The sequence below is a fragment of the Pseudomonas sp. FH1 genome (assembly GCF_000510895.2).
In the GTDB taxonomy this organism is placed as follows: Bacteria; Pseudomonadota; Gammaproteobacteria; order Pseudomonadales; family Pseudomonadaceae; genus Aquipseudomonas; species Aquipseudomonas azotoformans_A.
The window spans coordinates 226,688-245,733 of the sequence record NZ_AOHM01000133.1 but is presented as its reverse complement, the minus strand read 5'-3'; the positions used below and the strand labels follow the sequence as shown (position 1 = coordinate 245,733).

Here is a 19,046-nt window from a genome sequence, read left to right as displayed (position 1 = left end):
TGTCCGAAAGGATTATTTTGAAAATAAATCCTCAAAGACAGTTGCTCCTACCGGTTGGGAATGTTTCCAAATTATACGAAGGGTGGGTTTTCCAGGCGATGCTTCAACTGGTCCAGGGCAATGGTCGACAACTCGATCATGCGCTCATGCAAAGTGGCCAGTTGCAGCTCGGTTTCGTAGGTCAACACCCGCTTGAACAGCGTGCCGCCCTGATGGGGCAGCAGGAAGTAGTGAATGGAGCCATCCACGGCCAGGGACGTAAACACCGTCTTGAATTCGCCAGGGCGCCGGGCGATCTGCACGCGGTAACTCATGGGGACACGCACCCCCAGCAGGTCGATGAACTCGGTAAACCGTGCGCCTGCGGGCAGTGAACCGGTGGTGCCGGTGTCGGCACTGAGGGACGTGGGATGCCATTCGTGCCAGCGATCCGGCTGGGTCACATAGTCGTAGACGGCTTCGATAGGCGCTCGGATAAAGCGTTCCTGACTGATCCGCTCCAAACGGACCGACTGCTCGGCAGCTCGCATGGCACACCTCCTGTGTTGCGACTAGGAACTGTCAGAATAGTCCCACTCCCGCACATTGCACGGGAGTGTTTCAGCCGTTTATCACTGCACCTTGAATCGACCCATCAACGCGATCACCCGGCCATTCGCCTCCAGCAGGCTTTGGGTATTGGTTTCAGTGGCATGGCCGCTCTGTACCAGCTCTTCGACCATTTGTCGGATCTGCACCATGCTGCGGTTGATCTCCTCGGTCACCGCGCTCTGCTGCTCGGCCGCTGTGGCGATCTGGGTGCTGAGGTTGTTGATATGGCTAACCGAACCGGCCATTTCATCCAGGCCGGTGTTTACCCGTGCCGTGGCATCCGCCGCCGACTGGCAACTGGCCTGGGTGTTTTCCATGGCGGCCACCGAGGAACTGACGCCAGCGGTCAAGCGCGTGAGCATGTCGTTGATCTGCGAGGTGCTGGCCTGGGTGCGTGCCGCCAGCGCACGCACTTCATCGGCCACCACCGCAAAGCCCCGGCCTTGCTCGCCGGCGCGTGCGGCTTCAATTGCCGCGTTGAGGGCGAGCAGGTTGGTCTGGCCGGCAATCGCACCGATTACGCCAAGGGTTTCGGTGATGCGTGCTGCGTCCTGGCGCATGTTTTCCACGCTGTGGGTGGCGCTGGACACTTCGCCGATCAAGGCGCTGACACTGGTGGAGGCTTCGCCCACCACCACGCGGGAACGATCGGCATGCTCATTGGCGCGCTGGGTGAATGCGGCGGTTTCGGCGGCGTTTTGCGCAACGGTGTCGGCGGTGGAGCTCATTTCGGTGATGGCGGTGACCGTCTGATCGGTCTCCGAGGCATGCCGCACCAGGATCTGGTTGGTGTGCGCCGAGGTCCGCTGCAGTTGCTCCAGGCTCGACGACATGGCGCCGGTGGCCTGGGTCACTTCACCGATCATGTTCTGCAGGTAGACGATAAAACGGTTCACCGAATGGCCAATCGCGCCCAACTCGTCTTCGGCACGGATGGTGATGCGTCGCGTCAGGTCGGCATCGCCGGCAGACAGTGCGTCGATATTGGCTTTGAGTGACTTCATGCGCTGCACCAATTGGCGGATCGCATACACCGCGAGCAGCACCAGCAACAACACCATGGGGATTTGCAGCAGGGCCAGGGTGCCGAGTACGTCATCGCGTTGGGCGGTGATCAGAGAGGTGGGCAGGGCGGTGGCGAGGAACCACGGTGTGCCTGCGATCGGGCGCATATAGAAGGTGCTGGCCACGCCCTGGTTGTCGAATTCGCCGCGTTGCAGCGCTTGGTCTCGATTAACCAGGGCCTTGCTGATTTGGGCAGCAAACGCCGAGGTTCCGGCAAGTTCGCTGATGTTTTTCAACACCACCGGACCGCTGATCCGCGAACTGTTGCTGATGATCTTGCCGTCGCCCTCGACGATCAGCATTTGCCCGCCGATGTCTTTTTCTTTGCTGGCCACCAGGTCATTGAAGAAACCCAGGGTCACGTCGATGGTGGCGACGCCGTAGGGCACGCCGTCGCGCTGGATCGCCATGGCGCAATTGGTGCGCGGCTCCTGGCTGGCGTCGTCCTTATAGGCGGCGGCCCAAGCGCATTGCCCACGCGGGGAGGCCAGGCCGCCTTTGTACCAGCTCTGGTCGTAATAGTTGGGCGCAGGGTCGCTGTTCCAGAAGGTGTTGACGGCCAGTTTGCCCGAGGCATCGCGGTGCCAGAACGTACTGTGCTTGTTACGCCCCGGTGTGCGCTGGTTGGGCAACGGCCAGATCCCGCCGCCGAAGACTTTCAGCTCGCCATACTGGTCGACCAGGCCAGGCAGGACCTTGTCGATGGCATCGCTGTCAAGCAACGGGACCGTCTGGGTGATGCTGCGTTGCTGTGACTGAACCTTGTTCAGCTCGCCCTGGATCTGTTCAGCCACCTCGGCGATACGATTGAGTACCACCTGTTCTTCGGTGTGACGCAGCGTGGGCGCGACCAACTGGCCGATACCCACGACGGTCAACACAAATAACACCAGGACGAAGAGCACCAGGAACAGGGTATAGCGGGCTTGGATGGAGCGCAGTGGGGGCATGGGGTCGTCCTTACGAAGCGTTTATGACCGACGCGGCTTTGTTAGAGCTTCGTCGGGATATCGGCTTGGCGAGGAAGAGCTTTAGGTACGATCGTGCAAGAAAAAAGCGCCCGTTGAGGGCGCTCCTTCGCTTAGATATCCAGCATGGCCATGACCGCTTCCGGGTAACGCAGGCCGGCGGTTGCTTCGACGGGGAAGATCGCTTCCAGCGCCGCCAATTCGGCCGGGTTGAGGTGGATCGCGAGGGCGGCCACATTCTCTTCCAAGTACTTGCGCTGCTTGGTGCCAGGAATCGGAATGATGAAGTTACCTTGCGCCAACACCCAGGCCAGTGCGAGTTGCCCGGCGCTCACGCCTTTGTCGGCGGCCAGTGCCTGCACCTGCTTCACCAGTTCCAGGTTTTTGCCGAAGTTCTCCCCCTGGAACCGCGGGCTGAAGCGGCGATAGTCATCTGCACTGAAGTCATCCGGGCTTTGCAGGGCGCCGGTCAGGAAGCCCCGCCCCAGAGGGCTATAAGGTACAAAGGCAATGCCGAGGCGCTGGCAGGCGGCAAGACAGCCGTTGTGTTCCTGATCACGGCTCCACAGCGAATATTCGCTTTGCAGGGCGCTGATCGGATGCACCTTGTGGGCACGCTCCAGGGTGGCGGCGGACGCTTCGCTCAAGCCCAGATAACGCACCTTGCCCTGTTGCACCAACTCGGCCATGGCGCCGACGGTTTCTTCGATGGCAACCTGCGGGTCGATACGATGCTGGTAATACAGGTCCAGGGTGTCCACGCCGAGGCGTTGCAGCGTGCCGTCAATCGCCTTGCGGATGTACTCGGGACGCCCGTTGACGCCACGCAGCGCCGGGTTGGCCGGGTCGCGCACGATGCCGAACTTGCTGGCCAGGAACACCTGGTCGCGTTTGCCGGCAATGGCTTTGCCGATCAGTGCTTCATTGGTATGCGGGCCGTAGATGTCGGCGGTATCCAGAAAGTTGATACCAAGTTCCAGCGCGCGGTGCAGGGTCGCGGTGGCTTCCCGGGTGTCGCTGCCGGGCGTGTAGAAATCGCTCATGCCCATGCAGCCGAGGCCGATGGCGGAGACGAGTGGGCCGTTGTTACCGAGTGGACGAGTGTGCATGGGGAGAGCTCCTGGTTGGGAAGGCCTGCATTGTCACGCTCGACAAAATCGGGATAAACCGGCTAAAAGCACTAACACTATTCGGTATTTCTAAATAATCAGCTCAAGGAGCCGACGCTTGGACCGTTTCAACGCGATGCGCGTGTTCACCCGGATCGTCGAACTGCGGGGCTTTGCCAAGGCCGCCGACAGCCTGCAACTGCCCCGCGCCTCGGTGACCGTACTGATCAAGCAGTTGGAGGCGCACCTTGGCGTGCAACTGTTGCAACGCACCACGCGGCAGGTCAGCCCTACATTGGATGGCGCTGCGTATTACCAGCGCTGCGTGCAATTGCTGTCGGACCTTGAGGAAACTGAAGCGGTGTTTTCCGCCAGTCGGCAGAACCCACGCGGCACGTTGAGCATTGATATGCCGTCGGGCATCGGCCGTTTTCTGGTGATACCCGCACTGCCCACGTTCACCGCACTGTATCCGCAGATTGAATTGGAAATCGGCTTGAATGACCGGCCGGTTGACCTGATCCGTGAAGGCGTCGATTGTGTGCTGCGCGGTGGCCTCGCGCTGGATGATTCGCTGGTGGCGCGGCCGCTGGCGATGATGGATCAAATCACCCTGGCCAGCCCCGCTTACCTTGAGCGTATGGGGGTGCCCGAAACGCTCGACGACTTGGCCCACCATCAGATGGTCGAATACGTCTCGGCCGCCAGCGGCAAACGGTTTGGCTTGGAGTTTCTACTCGCCTCCCAGTTGCGTACGCTCAACCTGCCAAAGGTGGTCGCGGTCAACAGCGCCGACGGCTACTTCTGCGCTTGCGAAGCGGGCTATGGGTTGATCCAGGCGCCGTACTATCACGCCAGGCAGCGACTGGCCCAAGGCACGCTGGTGGAAGTGCTGCCCCGGTTTGGCGTGCCGTCCATGGCCTTGACGGCGCTGTATCCTCCGCACCGCCAACTGTCCCAGCGCGTACGCGTGTTTGTGGACTGGCTGGTCGAACTCTGCGCCGCTCCCGGCACCGGCTTGCGCCGCTAAGCCTGTGCCTTGCGATAGGCTCCAGGCTGCTGCCCCGTCACCTTGTGAAACGCCCGGGTAAACGCCGCCACCGACTGATAACCCACGGCCAGCGCGACATCCGCCACCGTCTGGTCCTGCTTGAACAACTGGCAGGCATGGCGTATGCGCATCATCAGCAGCACTTGCCCCGGTGACTGCCCGCACAGTTCATTGAAGCGCTTGAAAAACGCCGAACGCGACAGCCCGGTGCAAGCGGCCATGCTTTCCAGGGTCCAGGCATCGGCCGGGTGCGCGATCAGCTGTTCCAGCAAACCGGCAAACGCCGGCTGCCGACCCAGTGCCGCCAGGCCGCCCAGTTCGCTGTTGTCCAGCACCTGTTGGCGCAGTACATACAGAAACAGCAAGTGGCAAAGCCGTTCAAGCAAGGCCGAAGAGGGCGCAGGCAGGCGCTGGCATTCTTGCAGGATCAGTTCGAACAGGTTGCGCGCGGCAGTCAGTGAGGGATCGCCCGCCCGCAGGATGATCCACGCGGGCAGGGTGTCGACGATCATCGCCGACAGACCGGACTGGAAGTGAAAGAACCCGCACACCAGGCCGACGCCATCGTGGGCGGCGCTTTCCAGGGGCACCATTGGCACACGCGGGCATTCCTGCGCACCCACCGCCGTGGGCTCGCCGGAGAGGCGATATTCCAGGTCGCGCAGCAGGAACACCGCATCGCCGTTATCGAGGCGATGAGGCGTGGCGTCGCCGTCGATATGCAGCCAGCACTGGCCCTGCACAATCAGGTGAAAACTCGCGCTCGCCAGGCCATGGGTGCTCGCATGCCAGTCGCCGCAATAACGACCCACATGGAACAGGCTGGTGTCGAGTTCGAGGCTGTCTAATAACCAATCGACAAGTGCACTGGACGAATTCATCTAATGGAAAGACTCAAGAGCAAGTAATCGCTACTTTAGACTATTGAGGCGATTTTTTATAACCAACAGACTGGGTACACGAACTCATCAGGAGACCCCTCCATGTCCCGTGTACCCTTGCTCACCCCTGAAACTGCGCCGGAAGCGGCCAAGCCTTTGCTGGAAAACGCACTGAAAGGCTCGGGCTTCATTCCCAATCTACTGGCAGTGCTGGCCAATGCGCCCGCCGCGTTGGAAACCTACATCACCGTCTCCGCTTTGAACGCCAAATCTGAACTGGGCCTGGCCGACCGCGAAGTGGTCCAACTGATTGCCGCCACCACTCACGGTTGCGATTTCTGCGTGGCCGGCCACACCGCCGTCGCGCGTAACAAAGCCAAGTTGCCGGAAAGCGTCATCGAAGCCCTGCGTCAACGTGGCGAGCTGCCCGATGCCCGTTATGAAACCCTGGCGGCCTTCACCCGCGAAGTGATCGCCACCCGGGGTGATGTGAGTGATGCGGGCTATGACGCATTCCGCGCCGCCGGTTACACCGAAGGCCAGGCCCTGGAGGTGATTCTGGGCGTCAGCCTGGCAACCTTGTGCAACTTCGCTAACGTGTTTGCTCGTACTCCACTCAACCCGGAGCTGGCGCAATATCGTTGGGAAAAGCCCGCAAGTTGAAGTTGGCCCACCTGCTGTAAAGGAGAAACAGGAATGCTTGACCCCATCTTGAGCCGTTGGCTCGACATCCAGGCGCAGGCCTTGGACGTGGGCAGTTGCGATCCACAGGAAGTGCTGCCACGGCTGGCAGAGGCCAACGTATTACGCATCGGCGTGCCGACTCATCTGGGCGGCCTGGGCGGTGATGTGGCGGGCGCCGTAGAGGCCATCGCCAACGTTGCCAGCCATTCCCTGGCGGCGGCATTCGTGTGCTGGGGCCAGCGCTCGTTTATCGAGTATCTGCTGCAGAGTCCCAATGCGCGGCTGCGTGAACAGCTGCTGCCCGATTTGCTCAGCGGCAAGCTGGCGGGGGCGACGGGGCTGTCCAACGCGATGAAGTTCTTGTCGGGCATCGAGGCGCTGCAGATCAGCGCCGAACCGTCCAACGACGGCTGGACCCTCAACGGCCGCCTGCACTGGGTGACCAACCTGCGCAAGAACGGTTTTGTCGCGGCGGCGGCCATTGAGCACGCGGGCGGTGGTGCGCCGTTTATCCTGGCGATTCCGGACTCGGTGGCGGGTTTGCAGCGTTCTCGCGACCTGGAATTGCTCGGCTTGCAGTCAAGCAATACGGCGGCCCTGGATCTGGAACGCGTGGAGCTGAGTCGCGACTGGCTGCTGCACGAAGACGCGCGCAAATTCCTGCCGGCGGTGCGCCCGGCGTTCCTGGGCCTGCAGTGCGGGATGTCCATCGGGTTGGCGCGTCGTTCCCTGGCGGAAGTCGCCAACCACCTGGGCGCGACCCGCACGGTGCTGCGCGAAGAGTTGGAAACCCTGCGCGTGACCCTGGACCATTTGGTCAACGACTTGAAAAGTGGCCTGTTGGCAGGGCGTTTTGCCGCCGAACCGGTGCCGTTGTTCAAGCTGCGCATCGCCCTGGCGGAGACCGCCGCCAGCGCCGTGCAGCTGGAGTTGCAGGCCAGCGGCGGCAAGGCTTATCTCACCGCCCACGGCAGTGGTTTCGCACGACGTTGGCGTGAATCGGCGTTTGTGCCGATCGTGACGCCAAGCCTGGTGCAATTGCGTACCGAACTGCAGCGGCAGGCCAACCTATGACAGCGGCCGTATTGAGTGCCCAGGGGATTTGCCTGGGCTATGCCAGCGGGCCGGTGTTGCAGCACTTCGACCTGCACTTGCAACCCGGTGAAGTGGTGTCGATCCTCGGTCCCAGCGGCGTGGGAAAGTCCAGCCTGTTGCGCGTCCTCGCCGGTTTGCAGGCACCGCAGGGCGGCAGTGTGCGCGTGCTGGGCGAGCCGTTGAACGGTCCTCATCCACGCGTGGCGGTAGCCTTCCAGCACCCGAGCCTGCTGCCCTGGCTGAACCTGGAAAAGAACGTCGCCTTCGGCCTGGATTTCGCTCGGCAACCCCATCTGAGCGCTGACGAGCGCCGCCAGCGCGTCGACCATGCCATCGCCGCCGTCGGCCTGGAGCATGCGCGGCAGCACTTCCCGGCGCAGTTGTCCGGCGGCATGGCCCAGCGCACGGCGTTGGCCCGCTGCCTGGCACGCCAGCCCCAGGTGCTGTTGCTGGATGAACCCTTCGGCGCCCTGGACGAAGTAACCCGCGCCGATATGCAGCACCTGTTGCTCAAGGTCAACCGCGAGCAAGGCTCGGCGGCAGTGCTGATCACCCATGACATTGACGAAGCGCTGCTGCTGTCCGACCGCATCCTGCTACTGGGTAACCGCCCGGCGCGGACGTTGGGCGAATGGCTGATCGACCTGCCGCAACCCCGCGAAGAACAGGTGGAAGCCATCGGCGCGCTGCGTATCGACATCCTTAAAACCCTACGGCAGGCGAGCCGCCCTCAAACCAACCCCCTTGATCTGCTGGAGCCTGCCCATGTGCCTGGATGACCTGACCCATTCGCGCCGCGACTTTCTCAAACTTTCCGCCGTACTCAGCGCCGCCGGTGCCTTGCCGCTGCTCAGCAGCTTGCAAGCCCGCGCCGCCAGCGAGCCGGATGCACCGGTACGCATCGGCTACCTGCCGATAACCGACGCCACGCCGCTGCTGGTGGCGCACAACAACGGCCTGTTCGAAGCCGAAGGCATCAAGGCCGAACGCCCGGTGTTGCTGCGCAGTTGGGCGCAGGTGATCGAGGCGTTTATCTCGGGCCAGGTCAATGTGATTCACCTGCTGTCGCCGATGACCGTGTGGGCACGTTATGGCAGCAAGGTGCCGGCCAAGGTGGTGGCGTGGAACCATGTGGGCGGCTCCGGCCTGACCGTGGCGCCGGGCATCACCGATGTGAAGCAACTGGGCGGCAAATCAGTGGCGATTCCGTTCTGGTACTCGATCCATAACGTGGTGGTGCAGCAACTGTTCCGTGACAACGGCCTCACGCCAGTGGCGCGGGCGGCGGGCAGTGCGATTGCGGCCAATGAGGTCAACCTGATCGTGTTGCCACCTTCGGACATGCCACCGGCCCTGGCCAGCCAGCGCATCGACGGTTACATCGTCGCTGAGCCGTTCAATGCCCTGGCGGAAAACCTCAAGGTCGGCCGCGTGCAGCGCTTTACCGGCGACGTGTGGCGCAACCACGCGTGCTGCGTGGTGTTCATGCACGAACACGACCTGATCAATCGCCCGGAGTGGTCGCAGAAGGTGGTGAACGCCATCGTCAAGGCGCAGGTCTGGACCCGCGACAACCGCGAAGAAGCGGTGAAGCTGCTGTCCAAGGACGGCCCGAACCGCTACACCCCGCATGCCGAGCCGGTATTGAGCAAGGTGTTGGCGCCGGCTGCCGCCGACCGTGCCGCCTACCTGGCAGACGGTGCGATCCAGCACGGGAATTGGGATGAACACCGCATCGACTTCCAGCCGTATCCATTCCCCAGCTACACCGAGGAACTGGTGCGGCGCCTGAAAGACACCTTGATCGAGGGTGATAAGAAATTCCTCGCTGACCTCGACCCGGCGTTCGTCGCCAAGGACCTGGTGGACGACCGTTTCGTGCGCAACGCCATCGAGGCCGTGGGCGGCATGAAGACCTTTGGCTTGCCGGACGGCTATGCGCGGCAAGAGGAGATCGGCGTTTGAACAACCGTGAAATCCCGGGCTAGTTGCTCGGGTTGAGTGGCTTGGCGGGGTTGCTGTTGCTTTGGTGGCTGGGGGTCAAGGTGTTCGGCGCGACGGATGGATTGTCTGCGCGTTTTTCCCTGGCCGCCACCTTCGGTAGCCTGTGGGAATTGCTGGGACGCGGTGAGCTGTATCTGCATATTGCGGTGAGCCTGAAGCGCATTTTTGTCGGGTTGTTCCTGGCCTTGGTGATCGGCGTTCCGTTGGGGCTGCTGGTGGGCCGTTCGCGCACGCTGGAAGCGGCGACCACGCCGGCCTTTCAGTTCCTGCGCATGATCTCGCCGCTGTCGTGGATGCCCATCGTGGTGATGCTGATGGGAGTAGGGGACCAGCCGATCTATTTCCTGCTGGCGTTTGCCGCCGTGTGGCCGATCATGCTCAACACCGCGGCCGGCGTACGCCAGTTGGACCCGCGCTGGCTACAGCTGAGCAGCAGCCTGAGTGCGACGCGCTGGGAGACCTTGCGCCGGGTGATCATTCCCGGTGTGGTCGGGCATGTGCTGACCGGCGTGCGTTTGGCCATCGGCATTTTGTGGATCGTGCTGGTGCCGTGCGAAATGCTCGGGGTCAGTGCCGGGCTGGGCTATTACATCCTCGACACCCGTGATCGGCTGGCCTATTCGGAGCTGATGGCGATGGTGTTGTTGATCGGGTTGCTGGGCTTTGCGCTGGATGCCTTGGCGCGCTGGCTGCACCAGCGTTGGGTGCACGCCGGCTGATTGGTCGAGCCAAAGTTTTTCATCGCCTGTAACATGAGCGCCTGTCGGACCTGTTCGCCCTTGCGCGCAGGGCAGGTTCGACGCTTTATTTTTCAGGTTCGGGAACCCGTCATGACACAAAAGCAACGTTTGAAATATTCGATTCTGATTGCCCTGGCCGTACTGGCGACGATGTTTGGCCTGTCCTACTTGCAGAACACCGGGGTTATCAGTGAGAAGACGTTCCAGACCATCGCCATTGCCGTCGCAGTGGTCGTGGTGGTGATCAACGGCATCATGCGCCGCAAGGTCAAGCTCTAAGGGCGATCAGGCGCGACCTTCGAGCACCTTGGCAGCCTCTTCATGGAGGCTGTAGCTTTTATCCGCATTGAGGGTGATCACGCCCTCGCTGCACAGGCGCTTGAGCACCTCGCGCACGCTGAGAAACGACAACGGAATGCCCAGCTCCAGCAGATGGCTGTGCACGCCGCGTACCCCGAGGGTGCGCTGGTTGTCGGCGGCAGTGAGCAGGGCGTCGATGACCTTCAGCCGGATCAGGCTGGTGCGCAAGCCAAAACACTTGAGCAGGTGGCGGATACGCTGGTTGCCTTGCTGTTCGGGCGTTTTGCCGAACGCTTGTGCGCCGTTGCCGAAACTGGCCTCGGCAGCCGGTGAATGTCCATCCGTGGGCACTTGCGGGTTGTACATGCAAAAACTCCTTATCAGAGCCTGATCAGGAAAAAATGAGCGCTCTTAGTTAATAAGACGAACGAGCGAGCAAAATCATGAAGTGCCGGATGTAGAAATTTTGTCGGTATCTGTTTTGTCACATCCGCTCTGCCTTAAATAAACGTGCCGTCGCGCTAAATTATTCCTGGTGGTTTGCGTTCTTACGGTGGGGTTATTACCCCTTGTGAGGCGGTTAAATCTGACGGTGGAGTTTGCGTGATTATTTCCAATGGGTTGTCCAGGGTAGGTGTGGCGGGCATGTTGCTGGGGTTGAGCCTGGCCGCCTCGGCGCGGGAACCGGTGACGCAAGCGTCGGCGGATATCCGGCGCACCAGTTACGGCGTACCGCACATCCGCGCCAACGATGAGCGTGGCCTGGGGTTCGGCATCGGCTACGCCTACGCCCAGGACAACCTGTGCCTGCTGGCCAATGAAGTGGTCACCGTGAATGGCGAGCGCGCCAAGTTCTTCGGCCCCGAGCAGGCGACCCTGGAAGAGCGTAACAACCTGGCCAGTGACGTGTTTTTCACGTGGCTGAACACGCCGGAATCGGTCGCCTCGTTCTGGAAGGCGCAAAGCCCGCAGATCCAGCAACGTATCCAAGGTTATGTGGCCGGCTACAACCGTTACCTGAAAGAGCAGGGCGCTCCGGCGCAGTGCCAGGCGGCGTGGGTGCGGCCATTGGTGGCTGAAGACTTGGTCAAGCTGACCCTTAGGTTATTGGTGGAGGGCGGTGTCGGCCAATTCGCTGAAGCCTTGGTGGGTGCGACGCCGCCCCAAGCCACAGCAAGTGTACCGACCGACTCGAAAGCCTTTGAACTGGCCGCCGCCAATCAGCAGCGCTTCGCCTTTGATCGCGGCAGTAACGCCGTGGCGGTCGGCCGTGATCGCTCGTTCAACGGGCGCGGCATGCTGCTGGCCAACCCGCACTTCCCGTGGGTGGGCGGCATGCGTTTTTATGAGATGCACCTGACCATCCCTGGTCAGTTAGATGTCATGGGCGCGGCGCTGCCGGGCCTGCCGGTGATCAATATCGGCTTCAACCAACACGTGGCGTGGACTCACACCGTGGACACGTCCAAGCACTTCACCCTGTATCGCCTGACCCTGGACCCGAAGGATTCCACGCGCTACCTGCTTGATGGCAAATCCGTCGCCCTGGATAAAACCACGGTGACGGTGCAGGTCAAACAAGCCGATGGCAGCCTCAAGGGTCAGTCGCACACCGTCTATAGCTCGCAATTCGGCCCGGTGGTGCAATGGCCGGGCAAGCTCGACTGGGACAACCGCTACGCCTTCAGCCTGCGTGACGCCAACCTGGGCAACGACCGTGTGCTGCAACAGTGGTACGCGATGAACCGCGCGGGCAGCCTCGATCAACTGAAAACCTCGGTGCACACTCTGCAAGGTATTCCGTGGGTCAACACCCTGGCCGCCGATGACCAAGGCCAGAGCCTGTATATGAACCAGTCGGTGGTGCCCAACGTCAGCGCGGCCAAACTCGCGCAATGCAGCGACCCCCGTGCAGGCCTGCAGATGATCATGCTCGACGGCGCCCACAGCGCCTGCGCCTGGGACATTGACCCGCGCGCAGCCCAGGCCGGCATTTTTCCGGCCGAGCAACTGCCGCAACTGCAACGCACCGACTACGTGCAGCACTCCAACGACTCGGCCTGGCTGGCCAACCCCAAGGCGCCGCTCACCGGCTTCTCCCCAGTGATCAGCCAGGACCATATCGGCCTCGGCCCGCGCGCGCGTTTTGCCTTGCAACGCCTGCAATCCCTGGACAAACCGATCGGTGTCACCGACCTGCAAAACATGGTGATGGACAACGAGGTGTACCTGGCGGGCCAAGTCATGCCCGACCTGCTCGCATTCTGCGCCAAACACCTCGGCGCGGACGCCACTGCGCTGCAGCCCCTGTGCACCGACTTGAAAAACTGGGACCAGCGCGCCAACCTCGACAGCGGCATCGGCCTGATGCACTTCATCAACCTGGTGCAACACCTGCAGCAAATCCCCGACGCCTGGCGCGTCGCCTTCGACCCGGCCCAGCCCCTCACCACGCCACGCGGCCTGTCCATCGAACGCGCGGATGTCGCCAAAGCCCTGCGCGACGCCATGCTGGCGTCCACCGCCGACGTCGCCAAACTCGGCCTCACCGCCAACAGCACCTGGGGCGACGTCCAAGTCTCCGGCCAAACCCCGATCCACGGCGGCCCGCAAGAGCTGGGAATCTACAACGCCATGCAAACCGTGCCCCGCGCCGACGGCAAGCGTGAAGTGGTCAGCGGCACCAGCTACCTGCAAATCGTCACCTTCGACGACCAGGGGCCCCATGCCCAAGGCGTACTCGCGTTCTCCGAGTCCAGCAACCCAGCGTCCAAACACGCCAAGGACCAGACCCAAGCCTTCTCCCAGAAAAAACTCAGCCCATTGCCCTTCACCGAAGCCCAAATCAAGGCCGACCCGCACTATCAACAGTTGCGCATCAAGGAGTAGGGCAGGTGCGCAACCCCTTGATGCCAATACGAAATATTTTTGAAATCAAGGGGTTGCACGCTTTGGCAAATACGTACATAATGGCGCCCATCGAACGCAACGAAGCATTAAAAACTTCAATGTTTTCAATGAGTTAGAGTAGAGGCAGGGTTTCATAACCCACTCAAGTTTTTATGCGGTGAGTGTCAGCAGTCAGGACATTGATCGTTTGAGGCCGAGTAGCAAAATGGTTATGCAGCGGATTGCAAATCCGCCTACGCCGGTTCGATTCCGACCTCGGCCTCCACTCTTAGAAACCCCGTAGATTAACGTCTACGGGGTTTTTTATTGGCTTTGAAAAAGTTTTGGAAGTCTGGCGCGTTAGGAGTTGACTCTGAAACGCCTTGCCATTGCGTAAGGCTTTCTGCCGTTCGTCCAGTACATCGCACTCGCTGACCACTGCCTGATCCCATGTTTAAGCGCCGATATCCCGAGCGTAAGAACGGAGAGCCAGCATGGAAATCAATGAAAATGCCCCTGGGAATATTTCTCAGCAGGATGTAACCCGCGGCACCGACAATGAGAGAGGGCACGATCCGAAGCGCGATGAGGAGGGTGTTCCGTTGCCGCCGGACGATGACGCGCCTCTTGAAGAGGACATGTCGGATGTAGACGCCGCTGATTCAGTGGCGAGCGAGCATCCCGACAACTGAACATTTGTAATTCCATGAGCCCGACCGCTGCGTCGGGCTTATAGGACCTCAGACCTGACGATCCGCTGGTCTTTGACCTCACCTGCATACACCCGCAATTTCTCCTGCTGCGCCGCCAGCAACGCGCAAATCTTCATCAATGCCACCGCCTCATCCGGCGTCCTGCCGCTGGCTGCCAACGTGGTCAGCTCCACCACCGACCACCCAATCACCGCCGCCGCATCTTCCAGGTCGTAGAACAATTCCTGCTGCGCCGTCCTGGGCCCGTCGAGGCCTTTTATCAACTCATCCATTCAGGCTCCTCGCCGCTTGAGTTCAAGCTCCATCACGTCCATTCCAATTTCAGCCAGGTCCGTCTTGAATGGAGTTTCTCCGATCCACTTGAACCCAAACGCCGCATAAAACCGTCGTGCATCGGGATTGGACTTGAGCACCGTCAGCCACAGCGAGCGCTCACCACGCTCTACAGCCTGGTCGCAAATGAACTGCATAAATCGCTTGCCATACCCGCGCCCGGCGGCGGATTTGAGAAAGTAGATCTTGCGCAGTTCTGCGCCAACTTCACCTGTTATGGGCGCCGGCGCCGACCAGTTGACCTTCGCCAGGCCGACGACTTGCGCGTTGTCATCCGACGCGAGCAGCCATGAATGGCTGTCGGGCATTTCGAGTGATTGGCGCAAGGCGTCGTGGGAAAAGTCCCGATCCAGGAACGCCTGCAATCCGCCGGGCGACCAGATCTGCGCAAAGTGTTCTCGATAGGTGGTACAGCCGACTTCGCGCAGGGCTTCAAGGTCGGCTGGGGTCGCTTGATGAATACGGAGCATGGTTCCCTCGTGTCTGGCGGCGCTGTGCAAGGAAGTGTGTCACAACGTCCAGCCCAGCCCCAATGCCTTGTGCAACGAAGCAAAATCCTTGAGCAATTCCGCATCCCCCGAGATTCGACTTTCCTGGGCCTGGTAGCGCGTGCGCTCTGTATCCAGCCAATCCAGGGTGCTGGCTGTGCCCGCTCGATAGCGCTGGCGGGTCAGGTCTGCCGCACGCACGGCCGAGGCTTCCACACTGCGCAGCAGCACCACGTTCTGGCGCTGGTGACCGTATCGAGCCAGGGCGACATCGGCATCACGCAGTGCACTCAACACCACACTTTTGTACTGCGCGAGCGCTTCGTCGTGACCGGCTTCGGCGCCTTTGACGCTGGCGGCAACGCGACCGAAGTCCAGGGCGTTCCAGGTCAGGCGTGGCAGGATCAACCAACTGCCGTTGGTCTTGCGGGCGAGGTGGCCGGGGTCGCTGGCGGAGAATGACAGGTCACCCATCAGGCTGAGCTTGGGAAACCAGTCGGCGGTTTGTTCGCCAATCTGGGCGTTGCTGGAGGCCAGTTTGCGTTCGGCCACGCGGATGTCGGGACGGGCCTTGAGGAGGGCGGCGGGGTCTGCCACGGGCACCGCGCTGGGAATGGCGGGCAGGGCCTGGGCGGTGGCGAGGCGGCCGTCCAGCTCGCCGGGTTCCAGGCCGCAGAGCAAGCCGAGTTGGTCCAGGGATTCAACGATGGCAGCTTGCAATGGCAGGCGTTGGGCCTGGGTGTTTTCTGCCTGCGTGAGGACTTGTTCGAGTTGCAGTTGGGAGGCCACGCCGCGACTGCGACGCTGCTGGGTCAGGTCGAGGGCCTGGTTTTCGATGTCGACGCTGGCTTCAACCAACGCTAATCGTGCTTGCTGGTCGCGCAGGTCGGTGTAGGCCTGGACCACTTCGGCCGACAGTTGCACCTGGGCGTCGGCCAGTTGGGCTTGGGCCGCGTCGGCTTCCGCTTGCGCCGCTTCGACTGCGCGGCGGGTGCCGCCGAACAGGTCGGCTTCCCAGCTGGCATCGAAGCCGGCGAGGTAGAGCGTCAACGGGCCACGGCCGCCGCCACCGCTGCCACCCAATGCGGAGGTGTCGGGTGAGCGCAGTTTCAACATCGCGGCGTCGCCGGTGACCTTGGGCAGGGCGTCGGCGCGGGCACCGCTGAGGCTGGCGCGGGATTGCTTCAAGCGCGCCTGGGCGGTGGCGATGTCGGGGCTGTTTTTCAGCGCCATGTCAACCAGTTCATTGAGCTGCGGGTCATTCAGCGTTCGCCACCACTGCGCCACAGTCGGTGCACTGGGTGCTTGGTTGTCGGCGTGAGGTAATCGCCCGGCGGCCAGGGTTTTCGGCGCCGCATCCGGCGCGCCTGGGTAATCCGGCCCCACGGTGCAGGCGGACAGCAGGCCAACGGTCAGGAGCAGGGGAAGGGTGCGAGCAATCATGGCTGTACCGTGCGCTTTTTGAGGATGAAGATCAGGGGCAGGCACGCCAGCATGGCAAGCCCCAGTACGTAGAAGGCGTCGTTGTAGGCCATGACCGAGGCTTGTCGTGCGATGTCGTTGGCCAACTGGGCCATCGCTTGCAACGGGGCGCTGGAGGCATCGCCGGTTTGCGCCAGGTAGCTGGCGGTGTTGCTGGCCATATGGTCCTGGGCGAGTTGGCTGTTGGCCAAGATGCCTTCACGCAGCCTGTCGTCATGGAAGTGGCTGCGCCGGTCCATCAATACCCCGAGCAGCGCCAGGCCGATGGTGCCGCCGAGGTTGCGTGACATGTTGTAGAGCCCGGCCGCGTCCCCGGCGTCCTTGGTCTCGACCGAACGCATAGACAATTGGCTGAGGGGCATCATCACCAGGATCTGCCCGAAGCCGCGCAATAGCTGCGACCAGATGAAGTCATGCCCGACGCTGTCGGCGGTCAACTGGGTGTCGACGAAACAGCTGGCCCAATACAGCAACAGGCCGGCACCTACCATCCAACGCAAGTCATAGCGGCCGAGCATCCTCGGCAGGATCGGCATCAGCAGGAAGGCGGGAATGCCCGACAGCAACATGATCGAGCCGGACTGTTGCGCGTTGTAACCGGACAGAATGCCGAGGAACTGCGGTACCAGGTACGCCGTGCCATACAGTCCTGCGCCCACGGCCGTACCAATCAGCAACACACTGCCAAAGCTTTTGTTGAGCACCAGTGGCAGGCGCAGGATCGGCGTACTCGACCGGAATTGCCCCACGGCGATCAGGAAAAATCCGGTCACCGTGGCGATGCTCAGCCACACAATCAGCAGCGAATCGAACCAATGCTCACGCTGACCTTCTTCAAGCACCACGGTGAGCGAACTCAAGCCCATCGCCAGGCCGAGAATGCCCAGCCAGTCCGCGCTGATAAAACGTTGCAGGTTCATGCGCTCACTGGGCAACCCAGTGATCAACAGGGTGATCAGGGCGATGCTGATGGGCAGGTTGAGAAAGAAACACCAGCGCCAATTGATGTTTTCCGTCAACCAGCCGCCGATCACAGGGCCGAGCAACGGGCCGAGGATCACCGTCATGCCGAACATCGTCGTGCCGATGGCCAGTTGGTGTGGCGGCAGGCGGGTGCGCACGATGGTCTGCGCGGTGGGGATCATCGCGCCACCGGCAAAGCCCTGGCCGATGCGCCCGGCGATCATCGCGCCGAGGCTGGTGGACAGGCCGCAGAACATCGAAAACAGGGTGAACATCAGCGCTGTGCCGATCAAGAACCGGCGCAGGCCGAACACCCGTGTCAGCCAGGCGGCGAGGGGGATCATGACGATTTCCGACATCAGGTAGCCGGTGGCGATCCAGGTGCCTTCGGTGCCGGTGGCGCCGATCTGGCCCTGGATCTGCGGCAAGGCCGAGTTGGTGATCGACACGTCGAGAGTGGCGAGCAACGCGCCCAATGCCCCGGCGGCGACGGCGATCCAGTCGGTCAGCGAGGCGTTGCGCGGTTTCTCGGCAGCCACCGCGGGCATGATCGCCTCAGCCATGGTTGGCGTCCGCGCCGTGGGTGCGCGTGTCGACGTCCACCGTGGCCGACAAGCCGGGCATCAGCGCGGCGCGCAGGTCGTCCGGCACGTCCAGGGCAATGCGCACCGGCACGCGTTGTACGATCTTGGTGAAGTTACCGGTGGCGTTCGACGGTGGCAGCAAGGAGAACTGCGCGCCGGTGCCGGGGGCCAGGCTATCGATGTGGCCTTGCAGGTCGCGGCCGGGCAGGGCGTCCACGTGCACGGTAACCGTCTGGCCGGGGCGCATGGCGCCGATCTGGGTTTCCTTATAGTTGGCGGTCAGGTAGATCGCGCTGATCGGCACCACGGTCAGCAGACGCGTACCGGGCTGTACGTACTGGCCCACACGCACGCCACGGTCGGCCACGCGACCGTCAAGCGGGCTGCGGATCACGGCGTCGTCTACGTCCAGTTGGCTTTGCGCTTCGCTGGCCTTGGCCACGCCCAGTTGCGCCTGGGCTTGCTTGAGCTGGGCCTGCAGCGTGCCGTAGCGAGTCTGGCTGGAGCGCAGTGCCGCCTGTTTGGCCGCCACGGTGCTGCGGGCTTGGGCCAGTTGGTTGTTCAATTGGGCCAGGCGCTCTTCCGGCTCGGCACCGGAGCGGGCCAGCGGTGCGTAACGGGCCACTTCGGTCTGGGCGTGTCGCGCATCGGCTTCGGCGCCCTGCAACTGGGCGCGGGCTTCGGCGATGGTCGAGTCCTGTTGCACCAGATCGGCCTTGGCCTTGGCGAAGTCGGCATTGCGTGCGGCGATGGTGGCCGACGCTTCGTCACTCACCGCCTGGTATTTGCGCGCATCCAGGCGTACCAGCACATCGCCGCGCCTGACGTTCTGGTTGTCGCTCACCAGCACCTCGGCCACATAGCCGTTGATCTTGGGCGCCACGCTGATGCTGTCGGCTTGCAAGTAGGCGTCGTCAGTGGTCTCGATAAAACGCCCGGTGATCCACCACCAGGCGGCCCACGAAACACCCACCAGCACGGCGATGCCGGCCAGTGAAAGCAGGATGCGACGGGCCTTGCCGCGTTGACCGTTAACGGTTTCTTCAGGCATGACCTGAGGGGAGGGAGGTGCAGCCGACATCGAGGTCACTCCAGATTTATAACAG

19 protein-coding genes and 1 tRNA gene are annotated in these 19,046 nt (G+C 62.1%); 10 read left to right on the top strand and 10 right to left on the bottom strand.

The window, feature by feature from the left end; all coding sequences use genetic code 11:
• Positions 1-71: 71 nt before the first annotated feature.
• The 3 genes from H096_RS31090 to H096_RS31080 form a co-directional block, all read right to left on the bottom strand.
• Entirely contained in the window at positions 72-530 is a 459-nt protein-coding gene (locus H096_RS31090) for an SRPBCC family protein (protein WP_033903032.1), read from the bottom strand.
• An 81-nt stretch (positions 531-611) separates the two neighbouring features.
• Positions 612-2,606, bottom strand: coding sequence for a methyl-accepting chemotaxis protein (locus H096_RS31085; RefSeq protein WP_033903031.1), 1,995 nt, complete (start codon positions 2,604-2,606; stop codon positions 612-614).
• A 131-nt stretch (positions 2,607-2,737) separates the two neighbouring features.
• Positions 2,738-3,733 (bottom strand): aldo/keto reductase, encoded by a 996-nt coding sequence (locus H096_RS31080; protein ID WP_033903030.1) that lies wholly within the window; start codon positions 3,731-3,733, stop codon positions 2,738-2,740.
• Positions 3,734-3,851: 118 nt separating this feature from the next.
• Here H096_RS31080 and H096_RS31075 point away from each other — a divergent pair, with 118 nt between their 5' ends.
• Complete coding sequence (locus tag H096_RS31075; RefSeq protein WP_033903029.1) at positions 3,852-4,763, top strand: LysR family transcriptional regulator; 912 nt, start codon at positions 3,852-3,854, stop codon at positions 4,761-4,763.
• On the opposite strand, the gene H096_RS31070 is transcribed toward H096_RS31075, so the two are convergent.
• Complete coding sequence (locus H096_RS31070; RefSeq protein ID WP_033903026.1) at positions 4,760-5,665, bottom strand: AraC family transcriptional regulator; 906 nt, start codon at positions 5,663-5,665, stop codon at positions 4,760-4,762. The genes H096_RS31075 and H096_RS31070 overlap by 4 nt on opposite strands.
• Before the next feature lie 102 nt (positions 5,666-5,767).
• Between H096_RS31070 and H096_RS31065 the strand changes: the two genes are divergently transcribed.
• From H096_RS31065 to H096_RS31040, 6 genes are all read left to right on the top strand, one after another.
• Positions 5,768-6,328, top strand: a complete 561-nt coding sequence (locus H096_RS31065; RefSeq protein WP_033903025.1) for a carboxymuconolactone decarboxylase family protein — start codon at positions 5,768-5,770, stop codon at positions 6,326-6,328.
• A gap of 33 nt (positions 6,329-6,361) precedes the next feature.
• A complete protein-coding gene (locus H096_RS31060; protein WP_033903024.1) occupies positions 6,362-7,423 on the top strand; it encodes an acyl-CoA dehydrogenase family protein in 1,062 nt (353 codons plus the stop codon).
• Positions 7,420-8,223, top strand: a complete 804-nt coding sequence (locus tag H096_RS31055; protein ID WP_033903023.1) for an ABC transporter ATP-binding protein — start codon at positions 7,420-7,422, stop codon at positions 8,221-8,223. The genes H096_RS31060 and H096_RS31055 overlap by 4 nt, the downstream gene beginning before the upstream one ends.
• The gene (locus tag H096_RS31050) at positions 8,210-9,409 is read left to right on the top strand and encodes an ABC transporter substrate-binding protein (RefSeq protein ID WP_033903022.1); all 1,200 of its coding nucleotides are present in this window, start codon (positions 8,210-8,212) and stop codon (positions 9,407-9,409) included. Before H096_RS31055 ends, H096_RS31050 begins: the two co-directional genes overlap by 14 nt.
• 23 nt (positions 9,410-9,432) lie before the next feature.
• The gene (locus tag H096_RS31045) at positions 9,433-10,167 is read left to right on the top strand and encodes an ABC transporter permease (protein WP_156717540.1); all 735 of its coding nucleotides are present in this window, start codon (positions 9,433-9,435) and stop codon (positions 10,165-10,167) included.
• A 111-nt stretch (positions 10,168-10,278) separates the two neighbouring features.
• On the top strand, positions 10,279-10,467 hold the full coding sequence (locus H096_RS31040) for a hypothetical protein (RefSeq protein WP_010210250.1): 189 nt from the start codon (positions 10,279-10,281) through the stop codon (positions 10,465-10,467).
• 6 nt (positions 10,468-10,473) lie between these two features.
• Here H096_RS31040 and H096_RS31035 read toward each other — a convergent pair whose 3' ends face one another.
• Complete coding sequence (locus H096_RS31035; protein ID WP_033903021.1) at positions 10,474-10,854, bottom strand: fe2+ zn2+ uptake regulation protein; 381 nt, start codon at positions 10,852-10,854, stop codon at positions 10,474-10,476.
• A gap of 237 nt (positions 10,855-11,091) precedes the next feature.
• Between H096_RS31035 and H096_RS31030 the strand changes: the two genes are divergently transcribed.
• The 3 genes from H096_RS31030 to H096_RS31020 all read left to right on the top strand — a co-directional run bounded on the left by H096_RS31030 (position 11,092) and on the right by H096_RS31020 (position 14,069).
• Positions 11,092-13,377, top strand: a complete 2,286-nt coding sequence (locus H096_RS31030) for an acylase (protein WP_033903019.1) — start codon at positions 11,092-11,094, stop codon at positions 13,375-13,377.
• A 212-nt stretch (positions 13,378-13,589) separates the two neighbouring features.
• A tRNA-Cys gene (locus H096_RS31025) sits at positions 13,590-13,663 on the top strand.
• A gap of 208 nt (positions 13,664-13,871) precedes the next feature.
• On the top strand, positions 13,872-14,069 hold the full coding sequence (locus tag H096_RS31020) for a hypothetical protein (RefSeq protein ID WP_033903018.1): 198 nt from the start codon (positions 13,872-13,874) through the stop codon (positions 14,067-14,069).
• Between the two features lie 38 nt (positions 14,070-14,107).
• On the opposite strand, the gene H096_RS31015 is transcribed toward H096_RS31020, so the two are convergent.
• From H096_RS31015 to H096_RS30995, 5 genes are read right to left on the bottom strand one after another with little or no spacing between them, the layout of a single operon-like run.
• The gene (locus H096_RS31015; protein WP_033903016.1) at positions 14,108-14,362 is read right to left on the bottom strand and encodes a hypothetical protein; all 255 of its coding nucleotides are present in this window, start codon (positions 14,360-14,362) and stop codon (positions 14,108-14,110) included.
• Positions 14,363-14,893, bottom strand: a complete 531-nt coding sequence (locus H096_RS31010; RefSeq protein WP_033903015.1) for a GNAT family N-acetyltransferase — start codon at positions 14,891-14,893, stop codon at positions 14,363-14,365.
• 39 nt (positions 14,894-14,932) lie between these two features.
• On the bottom strand, positions 14,933-16,354 hold the full coding sequence (locus H096_RS31005; RefSeq protein ID WP_033903014.1) for an efflux transporter outer membrane subunit: 1,422 nt from the start codon (positions 16,352-16,354) through the stop codon (positions 14,933-14,935).
• Entirely contained in the window at positions 16,351-17,919 is a 1,569-nt protein-coding gene (locus tag H096_RS31000) for a DHA2 family efflux MFS transporter permease subunit (protein WP_082461983.1), read from the bottom strand. Before H096_RS31000 ends, H096_RS31005 begins: the two co-directional genes overlap by 4 nt.
• Positions 17,912-19,021, bottom strand: coding sequence for an HlyD family secretion protein (locus H096_RS30995; RefSeq protein WP_033903013.1), 1,110 nt, complete (start codon positions 19,019-19,021; stop codon positions 17,912-17,914). The genes H096_RS31000 and H096_RS30995 overlap by 8 nt, the downstream gene beginning before the upstream one ends.
• Positions 19,022-19,046: the final 25 nt, after the last annotated feature.

Bases quoted from the DNA above. Each gene is read 5' to 3' on its own strand.
- H096_RS31090 (WP_033903032.1), bottom strand. From the start codon at position 530: ATGCGAGCTGCCGAGCAGTCGGTCCGTTTGGAGCGGATCAGTCAGGAA.
- H096_RS31085 (WP_033903031.1), bottom strand. From the start codon at position 2,606: ATGCCCCCACTGCGCTCCATCCAAGCCCGCTATACCCTGTTCCTGGTG.
- H096_RS31080 (WP_033903030.1), bottom strand. From the start codon at position 3,733: ATGCACACTCGTCCACTCGGTAACAACGGCCCACTCGTCTCCGCCATC.
- H096_RS31070 (WP_033903026.1), bottom strand. From the start codon at position 5,665: ATGAATTCGTCCAGTGCACTTGTCGATTGGTTATTAGACAGCCTCGAA.
- H096_RS31065 (WP_033903025.1), top strand. From the start codon at position 5,768: ATGTCCCGTGTACCCTTGCTCACCCCTGAAACTGCGCCGGAAGCGGCC.
- H096_RS31060 (WP_033903024.1), top strand. From the start codon at position 6,362: ATGCTTGACCCCATCTTGAGCCGTTGGCTCGACATCCAGGCGCAGGCC.
- H096_RS31055 (WP_033903023.1), top strand. From the start codon at position 7,420: ATGACAGCGGCCGTATTGAGTGCCCAGGGGATTTGCCTGGGCTATGCC.
- H096_RS31050 (WP_033903022.1), top strand. From the start codon at position 8,210: ATGTGCCTGGATGACCTGACCCATTCGCGCCGCGACTTTCTCAAACTT.
- H096_RS31040 (WP_010210250.1), top strand. From the start codon at position 10,279: ATGACACAAAAGCAACGTTTGAAATATTCGATTCTGATTGCCCTGGCC.
- H096_RS31035 (WP_033903021.1), bottom strand. From the start codon at position 10,854: ATGTACAACCCGCAAGTGCCCACGGATGGACATTCACCGGCTGCCGAG.
- H096_RS31020 (WP_033903018.1), top strand. From the start codon at position 13,872: ATGGAAATCAATGAAAATGCCCCTGGGAATATTTCTCAGCAGGATGTA.
- H096_RS31015 (WP_033903016.1), bottom strand. From the start codon at position 14,362: ATGGATGAGTTGATAAAAGGCCTCGACGGGCCCAGGACGGCGCAGCAG.
- H096_RS31010 (WP_033903015.1), bottom strand. From the start codon at position 14,893: ATGCTCCGTATTCATCAAGCGACCCCAGCCGACCTTGAAGCCCTGCGC.
- H096_RS31005 (WP_033903014.1), bottom strand. From the start codon at position 16,354: ATGATTGCTCGCACCCTTCCCCTGCTCCTGACCGTTGGCCTGCTGTCC.
- H096_RS31000 (WP_082461983.1), bottom strand. From the start codon at position 17,919: ATGGCTGAGGCGATCATGCCCGCGGTGGCTGCCGAGAAACCGCGCAAC.
- H096_RS30995 (WP_033903013.1), bottom strand. From the start codon at position 19,021: ATGTCGGCTGCACCTCCCTCCCCTCAGGTCATGCCTGAAGAAACCGTT.